Source organism: Parvibaculum sp., assembly GCF_039973015.1.
Lineage (GTDB): Bacteria > Pseudomonadota > Alphaproteobacteria > Parvibaculales > Parvibaculaceae > Parvibaculum.
In genome coordinates, this window is record NZ_JBDWLT010000007.1 from 1 (window position 1) to 12,683 (window position 12,683).

At 57.6% G+C, this 12,683-nt stretch carries 7 protein-coding genes; all 7 read left to right on the top strand.

The features are described 5' to 3' along the window. Positions 1–489: 489 nt before the first annotated feature. The 7 genes from ABJO61_RS04730 to ABJO61_RS04760 all read left to right on the top strand — a co-directional run bounded on the left by ABJO61_RS04730 (position 490) and on the right by ABJO61_RS04760 (position 12,553). On the top strand, positions 490–2,067 hold the full coding sequence (locus tag ABJO61_RS04730) for a patatin-like phospholipase family protein (protein WP_348323034.1): 1,578 nt from the start codon (positions 490–492) through the stop codon (positions 2,065–2,067). 980 nt (positions 2,068–3,047) lie between these two features. Then, entirely contained in the window at positions 3,048–4,085 is a 1,038-nt protein-coding gene (locus ABJO61_RS04735; RefSeq protein WP_348323035.1) for a hypothetical protein, read from the top strand. A 244-nt stretch (positions 4,086–4,329) separates the two neighbouring features. Continuing rightward, on the top strand, positions 4,330–5,949 hold the full coding sequence (locus ABJO61_RS04740; protein ID WP_348323036.1) for a class I SAM-dependent DNA methyltransferase: 1,620 nt from the start codon (positions 4,330–4,332) through the stop codon (positions 5,947–5,949). Next, positions 5,946–7,295 (top strand): restriction endonuclease subunit S, encoded by a 1,350-nt coding sequence (locus ABJO61_RS04745; protein ID WP_348323037.1) that lies wholly within the window; start codon positions 5,946–5,948, stop codon positions 7,293–7,295. Before ABJO61_RS04740 ends, ABJO61_RS04745 begins: the two co-directional genes overlap by 4 nt. Then, positions 7,295–10,516: a type I restriction endonuclease subunit R gene (locus ABJO61_RS04750; RefSeq protein WP_348323038.1), complete on the top strand. Its 3,222-nt coding sequence runs from the start codon at positions 7,295–7,297 to the stop codon at positions 10,514–10,516. The genes ABJO61_RS04745 and ABJO61_RS04750 overlap by 1 nt, the downstream gene beginning before the upstream one ends. Before the next feature lie 617 nt (positions 10,517–11,133). Then, positions 11,134–11,985 (top strand): hypothetical protein, encoded by an 852-nt coding sequence (locus ABJO61_RS04755; RefSeq protein ID WP_348323039.1) that lies wholly within the window; start codon positions 11,134–11,136, stop codon positions 11,983–11,985. A gap of 175 nt (positions 11,986–12,160) precedes the next feature. Then, positions 12,161–12,553: a hypothetical protein gene (locus tag ABJO61_RS04760; RefSeq protein ID WP_348323040.1), complete on the top strand. Its 393-nt coding sequence runs from the start codon at positions 12,161–12,163 to the stop codon at positions 12,551–12,553. Positions 12,554–12,683: the final 130 nt, after the last annotated feature.

The following is a 12,683-nucleotide window of genomic DNA, read 5'->3' on the forward strand; positions in this document are numbered from 1 at the left end:
CGGCATGAAGCTGCCGCTGCCGGGTACCCGGCACGCCGTCATAAAGACCATCTGGATCGGGACGCGGGACAGCAGACCCGAAATCATCGCCCCACGGACGAACTCTCGATCTCGCAGCTATTAAATCAACAATATCGGCGCGAAGCGGTCATACTATCTGCACCCATCGTTTGCAGTCGGCCTTCAATCAGAAATCAACGATAGAGCTAGGCGTAAGCATCCTCTCAACCGCATTGGTGCGTAGTGATCAGAATCCGGGGTTTTGTATGATCGCTACTATTTGGTTGCCGCTCTTCTGATCGGTGCCGGAATTTTGTGATGGCGCCGCCTCAATTTTTTCCGATCCTGTTTCATGTCACTGTTTCACGTACGAAGATTTAATGTAGCTTCTCGCTTTGTCACGGCGCTCATCTATCATTTTTTACTGAACTATTGACTGTTGTGTAATCAATTCAACTCAAAACCCAGGTGTCACGTTAGGGTAAGACCATGGCAGATCGACCGATATTCGCTATTTTTCAAGGTGGCGGCGCAAAAGGCATTGCGCATGTTGGCGCGATGAAAGCAGTGGAAGAAAATGAATTCGCCTTCGCTGCTGTCGCCGGTTCCTCTGCCGGCGCCGTAGTGGCGACTATGATTGCTGCCGGCTTTAGAGCAGATGAGATTTTTGATCCCGACGTACCGGAAAACAACATTCTGCGACGTTTTGGGAAGGCTCCCATCGATCTTTTTGGCCATACGGAATGGCGGTGCTTCAAGCGTTGTCGGGAGGGATTTTGGCTTTTACGGCTTTTTGACCGCCGCTGTTGGCGCGTCGTCTGGGGCATTTTCCGCTATCGTGGCTATTTTTCTACTGATGAGATTCGTGACTTCGTGAATCTTGTCTTGCGCCGAAAGTTGGAGGAGCTGTACGGCGCGTACAGCTCCCATGGTGCGGATTACAAAATTCCGGAGCGGATTACCTTTCGTGATCTTGATTATACAAAGTTCCCTGGGGATGTACTTCCGCTTAAGATCGTGGCGACAAATATGCGGACAGGCGGGCTGACGATCTTCGACAATACGCTGACGCCTGACGTAGAGGTTGCAGACGCCGTTGTTGCCTCGATCGCCATCCCTATCGTCTTCAAGCCAGTAACGATGAGATCGAAAACCGAGGAAGGCCCTTATCTGGACGGTGGATTGGTCTCAAACCTGCCGATTTGGGTGTTTTCAGAAGAGAAGCTCGCTTGGGAGCGGGATTGGCCCGCAGATCCGCCTATTCCCATTGTGGGTTTCTCGCTCATCGAAAAAACTCTCGATGAGAAGCCGAAGAGCGAATTTGCAGCCTTCCTCGATTTTTTCGGACAGGTCGTTCGCACTGCGTTATCTGGGAGTCAGATGGTGAGCGAACAGTTCGTTGAAGATCTGGAAATGGTCAAACTTGAAACTACCTTTGGAATGTTGGACTTCGACAAACCTTGGTCAGATTTTAACGATGCCTACAGAGCCGGGAGAAAAGACGCTACGGATGGGCTGAGTGCAGGGATAATCCTTAGCAAGCCCGATCTCGTGCAAAAGGAACTCAAGACGATCGTCGAGGACATCAAAGCCAAAATTAACAAAAGACGAATCTCGATTGGCCAGAAGCCTCTGCTGCACTATAGGGGCAATCTAATCCAACTCGTGGGACGACGCACTCTCCGGGTCAAATATGCGGTTAATATGGAGGAGGACGCGGACGACCGGCTGGTTTTAGATGACCGAAGCAACGGGGCTGCCGAGGCTTACCGGACCAAGGGATTAGTCTTCCAAGATTTCACAGATCCCCAAGCCTTTGAATACATGAGGAAATATGAAAGAGCGATGGTTCGGCGGACCTTGAAAGGAGCAATTTGCGTTCCTATTTTTGAAAATGAAGGTGAATGGGAAAAAGGCCAAACCGAGCCTAGAAGTCTTCCCTTAGGGGTTTTCTGCTTTGATAGTGACGAGGATATCGAAGCCGATTATAATGATTTTGCTGTTAAGGAATTTATCGTGAGGCGGAGCGCGGTACTTCAAGCTGCTATCAAGTTCGGAGTGAGCTAATGACCGATCACAATTCCAAAGATTCGTCGAAGGTGAGCTTTCGTGAAAAGGCGGCGCGCGTCTATGGTCCGAGAACCGAGTCTCACTTTACTGCTAATAGTTCGATCACTGTGGATCGGAGCTTTACCGTGACGTTTAGCAGCCAGGAACGGAATGAATTGGACGAAGAGCGTTCGCATGTTCGCGAGCGTCTATTTGGCACTTGCCGCCAAGCGCGCCCAGTCCGTTCTAACTAACCGCGACATGCATATCTCGCTTTTGCTAGTCTGAGTCAGGACGTGGTTTTCTTTGTCTCAGACAAAGATGAAAGCTGACAATCGGACGCTCTATAAATGCTCGCATCCCTGCGAGAGTTGATACGGATAGGTGTCAGCTGGGCGTTGACTCACCGATTCATTCGTATGAGTTGGGCTACACGTCGATCGTGAGCGTGTCGCCGCTTTGGACGTACTGCTCGCGCTAAATTTTCGTTTGTTATCTCCGACTTAATGCGTTTGCTTCCGCAGAAGATTTCGTCCTCTGTCTGCAGTTCCGACTGCGGATCGAAGTTGAGATTTTCCTCCGCCTGTACCCAGGAAATGATCCGCGAATCTAAACTGTGCATTTAGTATCGGGCCATTATTCTTGGGTAGTTGGTCCATAGGTTCCGAATCTTATTATTCAGCATACCGATGATTCAAAAGTTCGTAGCCGGGAAAAGATCTGGGGCCGTCCTTAACCCAAAGATAATGCCGTCACTTCAATTCTGAATTGCAGTTCTGAGCATCAAATCGATCACAAACGCGCTTGCTGATTTCTCCAAAAAGCTGAGCTTCAGGAAAAGCTCAGCCTGACACTGTCCGTGACCGCGATTGGAACCTTCCTCCTACTCCTTTTTGCGCGATGAAGCGGCATTTTTATTGAGAGCGAAGGTTTGCACGTCATTTCACCTTGTAGCAGGATACTGCGACAGCGCAGTCTGTGTTTGCTATTGTCCGACCATGATCGAAACCAACAGCCAGTTCGATGAAAAGGTCCCCGCATTGCGGTTCGCACGCGTCTTCGCGAGCACTAACTATCCAATCGTTTCGGCTTTCGAGTTTGATTTTCTCCGGGAGGAGAAGATCATCCGCGAGCGATGGGACGCCTCGACGATTTATCTCATCGTGCAGCGTCCGCTCACTTACTTCGACAACGTAGTGATCGACGACAGCCACATCCAGTTCGAGATCGCTGATGCCGACAAGCCACCGCTGCCATGCCGTATAAACCTGGTCGCCAACGAAATCTGCCAGATCGATGAGACGGTCAATATCGAGATCGGCTTTCACTCCGACAAACCCAACCGTGAGCAACCACTCCGCAACGTCGGTGCATTCAAGCTCTATCGCAAGAATGGCGATTTCATACTTTGGTGGAGCCCGCAGAAGCTCCTTTACGAGATGCTGGTGAAAAATCTCGAGGTTGAGATCGCGGAGGGATCCGATCCGCTCACCTTCCTGGACTTCAAGGTTCACTACATTGGAAAGAACTTCTCACAGAAGGTCTGGAACAGGCTCACTGGGCACTCGAAGATGCAGCGCATCTTGACCCGCGAGCGCGAGATCGGGCGAGCACCCGAGACACGCGCGCCATTCGAGATTTCTCTCATTACCTTGCAGATGACTGGGCTGGACGATATGCCCATGATCGGCGGTGGCGCGGACCATCCCATGGCCGGTCCCGACCCGATCGTCTTTTCGTTAGATGTCGAGAACGACTCTTGCGATCGCTTCATGGCCACACCTCACGTCCAACTTGGCGACGAGGCTTTGACCCGAGAGATCGAGGCGCTTCTCATCCACAGCTTTAAGCCCACTTACAATGATATCCTCTTCGACAATTATCCGAATATCGTCGGCGGAATGCGATCCAAGGGCTATAGCTGGACGCAACTTGTTCTCGAACGTATGCCCGCCTTCTTATACACGGATCACTTCTCGATGGTGCCCACGATCAGTGAAGAGACTAAACACGCCGAGGGCCGCACATCCGCATGACTCGGGTCACGTCGCCCGGACGGCGGCTTCTGGCGCAAGTGGCCATCCAGAGGGTTGCCACCGGCCTTCGGATCCTCCCTCACATCCCGTCCAAATCCCTCGTCAAAGCCAGTGCCCGCCACACGGGCTTTTGCTTGTTCAGACTTGCCGTATCATCCGCTAAAGTCTCGGATTCGGGGGGAGGGGGATGGTCGCCTGGCGGCCAGCCGGGCCGTTCTCCATTCGACAAGCGGAAAGAGGAAGCATGTCCAGCGGGCAGCCGAAAAAGCGCGGGGCGAAGGCGAAAAAGCCCGGTACAGCGAAGGAATCGAAGGGAAACAAGGGCGATCTTGGGTTCGAGGCGGAGCTCTTCAAGGCGGCCGACAAGCTGCGCGGCAACATGGAGCCCTCCGACTACAAGCATGTCGCGCTCGGCCTGATCTTCCTCAAGCACATCTCGGACAGTTTCGAGGCGAAGCGCGCCGAGCTGCTGGCCGACTATCCGGAGGATGCCGAAGACCCGGATGCCTATGCCGCCGACAACATCTTCTGGGTGCCGAAGGAGGCGCGCTGGTCGCATCTCCAGGCGAATGCGAAGCAGTCCGGCATCGGCAAGCTGATCGACGAGGCGATGATCGCCATCGAAAAGCGCAACGAAAGCCTGAAGGGCGTTCTCCCGAAGGAATATGCGCGCCCCGCGCTCAACGCCGTCATGCTGGGCGAACTGATCGACCTCATCTCAGGGATAGCTCTGGGGCAGGAGAGGGGCCAGTCGCGCGACGTCCTCGGCCGCGTCTATGAATATTTCCTCGGCCAGTTCGCGGGCTCGGAAGGAAAGCGCGGCGGCGAGTTCTACACGCCGCGCTCCGTCGTGCGCACCATGGTCGAGATGCTGGAGCCCTACAAGGGCCGCGTCTACGATCCCTGCTGCGGCTCGGGCGGCATGTTCGTTCAGTCGGAGAAATTCGCCGAGGAGCATGAGGGCCGGACAGGGGACATCGCTGTCTATGGGCAGGAGTCCAACTACACGACCTGGCGGCTCTGCAAGATGAACCTCGCGGTGCGCGGTATAGATGCGGACATCCGCTGGAACAGCGAGGGCAGCTTCCACAAGGACGAACTGCGCGACCTCCGCGCCGACTACATCCTCGCCAATCCCCCCTTCAACATTTCGGACTGGGGCGGCGACCGCCTGCTTGATGATGTGCGCTGGAAATACGGGGTGCCGCCGTCGGGCAATGCGAACTTCGCCTGGGTGCAGCACATCGTTCATCATCTGTCACCATCCGGCACGGCCGGCGTGGTGCTCGCCAACGGCTCCATGTCGTCGACGCAGAGCGGCGAGGGCGAGATCCGCCGCGCGCTGATCGAGGGTGTGGAGGGCAAGCCCGGCGTCGTCGATTGCATGGTGGCGCTGCCCGGCCAGCTCTTCTATTCGACGCAGATTCCCGTCTGCCTCTGGTTCCTCGCCCGGGACCGCTCCAACGGCATCGCCCGCGACGAAAAGCTGCGCGACCGCCGCAACGAAGTCCTTTTCATCGATGCGCGCAAGCTCGGCCATATGGTGGACCGTACACGGAAGGAATTCTCCGACGAGGACATCGAAAGGATCACCCGCACCTATCATGCCTGGCGCGGCGAGGCGCGGGCAGGGGCTTATGAGGATGTGCCGGGCTTCTGCAAGTCGGCGACGCTGGAGGAGATCAGAGAGCACGGCCATGTGCTGACGCCGGGGCGCTATGTCGGCGCGGCGGAGGTGGAAGAAGACGACGTGCCGTTCGAGGAGCGGTTTGCTGTCTTGCAAGATAGATTGGCTGCACAGTTTGTAGAATCCGAGAAGCTAAGTGCTGCGATTACAACGAAGCTCAGGAGGATAGGCGTTTGATTGATGATCTCCGCTCCTTCAATGCTGAACTTCCTGAAGGCTGGCGGTGGGCAAAGCTCGGGCAGTTAGCTCGCTTCATAAACGGCGATCGCGGAAAGAACTACCCTTCGCCTACAGATCGTGTCTGCTCTGGAGTTCCTTTCATTAACACCGGGCACATTGATTCAAACGGGCGCCTAAACCGTGATCGCATGGAATACATCGCACGCGAGACGTTCGAAAAGCTTGGCTCAGGTAAGGTCTGTAGGGGAGATATTGTCTACTGCTTACGAGGATCGACCATCGGAAAGGTCGCTAGAAATGAATTTGCCGAGGGAGCCATCGCCTCATCGTTGATCATCATTCGATCTGGCAATCCCTACTTGCAAAGCTTTATTTATCATTACTTATCAAGCTCGGTCGGCCAACGCTTGGCAAGAACGTTTGACAATGGTTCTGCCCAGCCAAATCTGTCTGCACGGGTTCTGGCAAATTACCCTATACCGCTACCGCCTCAGGCCGATTTAACGCGAATGTGCGAACTTCTCGGTGCACTCGACGACAAGATCGAGTTGAGCCGGCAGATGAACGAGACGCTGGAGGCGATGGCGCGGGCAATTTTCGAAGACTGGTTCGTCGATTTCGGTCCGACCCGCGCGAAGATGGAAGGCCGCGCGCCCTACCTCGCGCCAGACCTCTGGTCTCTCTTCCCCGAGCGCCTCAATGGCGAGCACAAGCCGGCGGGCTGGAAAATTGTGCCGCTGGGTCAGTGCTGTTCTGCGATCTTCAGCGGCGGCACTCCGTCCACCACAGTTGCTGAATTTTGGGGTGGTGACGTTCCATGGTTGTCGTCCGGCGAAACGAGAAACCTAGTTGTAACGAAAACAGAGCGTTCTATCACGCAAGCGGGGGTAGATAACTCCTCGACAAGGTTGGCAACGAAGGGAAGTGCTGTCATAGCAAGCGCTGGACAGGGAAATACGCGCGGTCAGACGGCATTTCTTGCCCGTGACATGTATATAAATCAGTCGATTATCGCGCTGAAAGCAGACAAGCTTGTCACTACCGACGCCCTGCTCTTTCTGGATGTCAACAGAAGGTATGATCAGTTTCGTCAAATTTCCGATAGCAACAGTTCGAGAGGCAGTTTGACTACCAAGATGGTCGCTTCGCTGCCATCTGTTGTTCCTCCACTGGAGTTAATTCGGCAGGCGGATTCGTGCGTCAGCCCACTTTTGAACCGTATCGTCGCCAATGACTTCGAATCTCGGACTCTCGCCGCCATTCGCGATCTCCTCCTCCCAAAACTCATGTCCGGGGAAATCCGCGTGAAGGATGCCGAGGCCATTATCGAAGAGGTCGCCTGATGGCCTTCATCTCCGAAGCAGAGGTTGAAGACCTGCTGCTCGGGCAGTTGCGCTCGCTCGGCTATGCGGTCGCCTTCGAGGCCGACATCGGCCCCGACGGCAACGCGCCCGAGCGCGAAGCCTATGCCGATGTGCTGTTGCTGAAGCGTCTCACCGCCGCCATCGAGAGGCTCAACCCCGCCATTCCCGCCGAGGCGCGCAGCGACGCGCTGCGCAAACTCGTCGCCACCGAAAAGCCTTCCCTCGTCGAGGAAAACCGGCGTCTCCACAAGCAGATGGTGGAGGGCGTCGATGTCGAGTTCTACGGCGAGGACGGAACGATCCGCGGCGACAAGGTGCGCCTCATCGATTTCGACGATCCGTCTACGAACGACTTTCTGGCGACCGGCCAGTTCACGGTGGTGGAGGGCAGTGTCAACCGCCGGCCAGACATTGTCGTCTTCGTAAACGGATTGCCATTGGGCGTCATCGAACTGAAGGCGCCGGGCGGCGAGAGCGCCACGCTCACCGGCGCGCATAACCAGCTTCAGACCTACAAGACGCAGATCCCCTCGCTCTTCCGCACCAACGCCGTTCTCGTCATTTCGGACGGGCTGACGGCGCGCGTCGGTTCCCTCACCGCCTCCCGCGAACGCCTCATGCCCTGGCGTACGACAGATGGCGAGGTCGTCGCGGCAAAGGGTGAGCCCGAACTCCAGGTGCTGATCGAAGGCATCTTCGAGCCTCGCCGTCTGCTCGACCTCCTGCGCGACTTCACGGTCTTCGGCGAAACGGGATCGGACCTTGCCAAGATTATCGCGGGCTATCACCAATTCCATGCGGTGAAGCGCGCGGTCGCCTCGACGCTGCGCGCGCTCGCGCTCAACAAGGAGGGTGAGGCGAGGGCGCCGGGCCTTGCTGAGGACCCGGCCACATTCGGCCTGCCGGGCGTCGGGTCCTATCAGAAGGGCGACAAGCGCATCGGCGTCATCTGGCATACGCAAGGGTCGGGCAAGAGCCTTCTGATGGCCTTCTATGCCGGGCAGCTTGTGCGCCATCCCGAACTCGAGAATCCGACCATCGTCGTCATCACCGACCGCAACGATCTCGACGACCAGCTCTTCGCGACTTTCTCCATGTGCCGCGACCTCATTCGCCAGAGGCCGGTCCAGGCCGAGAGCCGCGAGGATTTGCAGGCCGCGCTCAGTCGCGCCTCGGGCGGCGTGATCTTCACCACCATCCAGAAATTCTCGCCGCTGACCGGGGAGGCGGATTATCCGGTCCTGTCCGCACGGCGCAACATCGTCGTCATCGCCGACGAGGCGCATCGCAGCCAGTATGGCTTTCGCGCGCGCATCGAGCGCAAGACCGGCGACATGGCCTATGGCTTCGCGAAGTATCTGCGCGATGCGCTGCCCAATGCCTCCTTCATCGGCTTCACCGGAACGCCCATCGAGCAGGACGATGTGAACACGCCGGCCGTCTTCGGCGACTATATCGACATCTACGACATCAGCCGAGCGGTCGAGGATGGCGCCACCGTTCCGATCTACTACGAGAGCCGCCTCGCGCGCATCGAACTGCCGGAGGATGAGAAGCCGCGGATCGATGCCGAGATAGCGGAACTGACCGAGGACGAGGCCGTCACAGAGCAGGAGAAGATCAAGCAGCGATGGGCGACCGTCGAGGCGCTGGTCGGCTCCGACAAGCGGCTGTCCATGGTGGCGGAGGACCTCGTTCGTCATTTCGAGGAACGTGTGGGTGCCATGGACGGCAAGGCCATGATCGTCTGCATGAGCCGGCGCATTTGCGTTGCGCTTTACCGGAAGATCGTCGAACTGCGGCCCGAATGGCACAGCGACGACGATGCCGAAGGCACGGTCAAAGTCGTGATGACGGGGTCGGCCTCCGATCCGCAGGACTGGCAGCCGCATATCGGCACCAAGTCGCGCCGTGATCTTCTTGCCAAGCGCGCGAAGAACCCCGGCGATCCGCTGAAGCTCGTCATCGTCCGCGACATGTGGCTCACCGGTTTCGACGCACCATCGATGCACACCATGTATGTCGACAAGCCGATGCGCGGCCACGGGCTGATGCAGGCGATCGCCCGCGTCAACCGCGTCTTCCGCGACAAGCCGGCCGGGCTCGTCGTCGACTACATCGGCATCGCACAGAACCTGAAAAGCGCGCTCAGCCAGTATTCGGCGGACGATCAGCGCCAGGCCGGGGTCGACGAGGCCGAGGCCGTCGCTGCGCTGATCGAGAAGTTCGATGTCGTGAAAGCCATGTATCACGGCTTCGACTATGCGAGCGGTCTTGCCGGAACGGGCCATGAGCGGCTTGCCGTTCTTGCCGGAGCGGTCGACTGGATTCTCGGAAAGCAGCACGAGGCTGCCGCGCGCGAAACGACCGAGGATGGCAAGCGGCGGGAGAACCGCCGTTATCAGGACGCCGTGCTGGCACTCTCCAAGGCTTTCGCGCTCGCCTCGGGCAGCGACGAGGCGCGGTCGCTTCGCGACGAGGTCGGGTTCTTCCAGACCGTGCGGGTCGCACTGGTGAAGTCCGCCGATACGACGGGTCTTTCCGGTGCTGATCGCGAATTCGCCATCCAGCAGATCCTCGACCGTGCGGTCGTCTCCACCGAGATCGTGGACATCCTCGCCGCCGCCGGCATTACGACGCCCGACATCTCGATCCTGTCGGACGAATTCCTCGCCGAGGTTCAGCAGCTCGAAAAGAAGAACCTCGCACTCGAAGCCCTGCGCAAGCTCCTTAATGACGAGATCCGCTCCCGCAGCAAGACGAATGTCGTCGAGACCAAACGCTTTTCGGAGCGTCTGGAGACCGCAATTGCCCGCTATCACACCAACGCCATCAGCACCGTCGAGGTGATGCAGGAGCTGATCGAGCTGGCGAAGGACGTCCGGGCCGCGAGGCAGCGCGGCGCGGAGGAGGGGCTCACCCAAGACGAAATTGCCTTCTATGACGCTCTCGCGGAGAACGAGAGTGCCGTCGAAGCTATGGGAAATGATGCTCTCAAGCTGATCGCCCACGAGTTGCTGGAGAGCCTCCAGGGCAATGTGACGGTGGACTGGTCGCACCGCGAAAGCGCGCGGGCGCGGATGCGGGTCCTCGTGAAGCGCATACTTCGCAAGCACGGCTATCCACCGGACATGCAGGATGCGGCCGTGCAAACCGTTCTTCGTCAGGCCGAGGCGCTATCCGCGAGTTGGGTGGCGTAGGCGGGAGTAATAAGAACCGAGCGCTTTCGGAAAAACGGCGCGGAAATTGGAAAAACGCACCAGGTTTTGCGGTACGTTGATGACCACAGGCTGCACGGGAATACATTCCTTAAAGGTGACACCCTGTGCAGGAACCTCGTCCTATAGACCCAGATTTTCCGGCAAGAGGGCAGCGTAAGTACCCGCAGCCATTAGTAAAAACTGGAGTTCTCCAGATTCTCTTTCTGTGCAACCAGATTCAGGTTCTATGCGATCCTACAGCTCTTGATTCTGCATTATTTTCTGTCAAGCGTTTTGCCGATAATATATATTATGGCTAATTATATCCGCCTAAATACAGCCAGAGAGGTTCCAGGCATCGGGTCCGCTTTTCCTGTGCCGGGTAAAACAAGCGCCGGGACTCTCGCGTAAAACCATGTTCCTTCCCGAATACGCCTGAAGAAAATACCGCGAAGACATGAGGTTCCGTGATTGCGGAGACATTCCGTAAGCCGGATTTATCTTTGTCCATTCTCGCCACACATCGGGTAATTCAAAGAACTTCTGAACGGAAAGCCGGCTTGTTTGTTCTATCGGGCAATGGGCGCTGGGGCGTCGAAGTCTGGAGGACAGATAGAATGACGAATTTCAAAAAGATCCTGCTTGCCGGTACGGCGAGCCTCGCCCTTGTGGCCACGCCCGTTCTCGCCGCCGATGTGCTTGGTGGTGCGTCCGGCGCCGTGTCTGGAACGACCTCCGGCGCTGTTGACGCCACAGGCAATGCTGGCGGCAAGTCGCTCGGCGGTTCCGCTGGCGCCGCCACGGATATCGACGCCGGCGCTGACGGCGCGTCTGTTGGAAGCAGCGTGAATGCCGATGCTGCGGTTGAAGGCTCGGACCTCTCCACGGGCGCCAAGGGCGGCACTTCCGTGTCCGGCGCGGCGGAAGGCCCCAGCGCGGCTGAAATCGAAGAAAGCGTCGAAGGCGCTGCCGCTGCGTCCCGCGATGCCGCCGAAGACATGACCGGCAAGGTCAAGTCGGCTGGCGATGCGGCGGCCGATGAAGCCTCGGAAGCAGCCCAGGGGGCTGGCTCCGGTATTCAGGGCGAAGGCAAAGGTGCCGTGAGCTCCGAGACGGATGCCTCCACGGGCGCTTCGATTGGCGATGGCGCCGCCCTTCGCGGCAACACCGTCTCCGAAACGAAGGCTATGGCTGAAAACGCCGCTGCTGACGTCGAAGCAGACGCCGGGAGTGCTCTTGAAACCACGAACGAAGCCGCGCCCGGGCTGCCCGCCGCCGAAGTCGATCCGGCGTCGAAGCTGACGGAAATGGGGTACACGCAGATAGAGCCGGTTGAAGCCGAAACGCAGACAAGCGGCGAAACGGCATTCAAGGCGACCAACGCCGAAGGCGAAGAAGTGAACGTCCTCGTCGATGCACGCACCGGCGCGGTCGTGAGCGAGCAGCCCGCCGAAGAAGGCAAGATGTAATCGCCCTTCTGGAAACTGAATAACCTGAGAAATCAGGTGAAGTCTGGCGTGGAACACATTGTGTTCCACGCTTTTCTTTTGCGCACGACTGTCTTTCTTTTGAACAAAATCCGGTCCGGGGCGTTTTTGTCATAAGTCCGCGACTGATGATCATGAACGATAATGGAGGTCAGAGATGACGAAGACCGGAAACAAGCTCCTCATTGGTGCCGCTGGTGCGGCCTTGCTGTTCGCTCCCCTGAGCGCGATGGCCCAGACCACTGTGGTAACCGATACCGCTCCGGCGGGTACCTATTACGATCCGGCAACGGGCGCCGTTACCACCACAACGGTGACGACGACGACGGTCATTGGCCAGCGCGCCAACATCGCGGATCCCGTCGCCTGGCTTGAAGACAAGGGTTATTCGAATATCGAGCAGGTCGCGGGCGTGACGAAGGACGATCAGATGGCCTTCCATGCCGCGGACGGAATGGGCCAGCCAGTCGAGATCGTGATGGACAAGGCGACGGGCGAAGTCGTGCGTGAAACAAACCTGCGCAAGGTCGACACGCCTTCCAAGCCGTAATGCGGCCTATGAAAACTCAGGGCGCGCCCTCCCCGGCGCGCCCATTTTCATGCCTGCAATTTGCAGGCGTTATGCCTTGTTCTTGCCTTGTGCGAGGTAATTTCGTGACCGGGTGAACCTGCTGGCCTTT

Coding starts and splice junctions, on each gene's coding strand:
- ABJO61_RS04730 (WP_348323034.1), top strand. CDS start 490: ATGGCAGATCGACCGATATTCGCTATTTTTCAAGGTGGCGGCGCAAAA.
- ABJO61_RS04735 (WP_348323035.1), top strand. CDS start 3,048: ATGATCGAAACCAACAGCCAGTTCGATGAAAAGGTCCCCGCATTGCGG.
- ABJO61_RS04740 (WP_348323036.1), top strand. CDS start 4,330: ATGTCCAGCGGGCAGCCGAAAAAGCGCGGGGCGAAGGCGAAAAAGCCC.
- ABJO61_RS04750 (WP_348323038.1), top strand. CDS start 7,295: ATGGCCTTCATCTCCGAAGCAGAGGTTGAAGACCTGCTGCTCGGGCAG.
- ABJO61_RS04755 (WP_348323039.1), top strand. CDS start 11,134: ATGACGAATTTCAAAAAGATCCTGCTTGCCGGTACGGCGAGCCTCGCC.
- ABJO61_RS04760 (WP_348323040.1), top strand. CDS start 12,161: ATGACGAAGACCGGAAACAAGCTCCTCATTGGTGCCGCTGGTGCGGCC.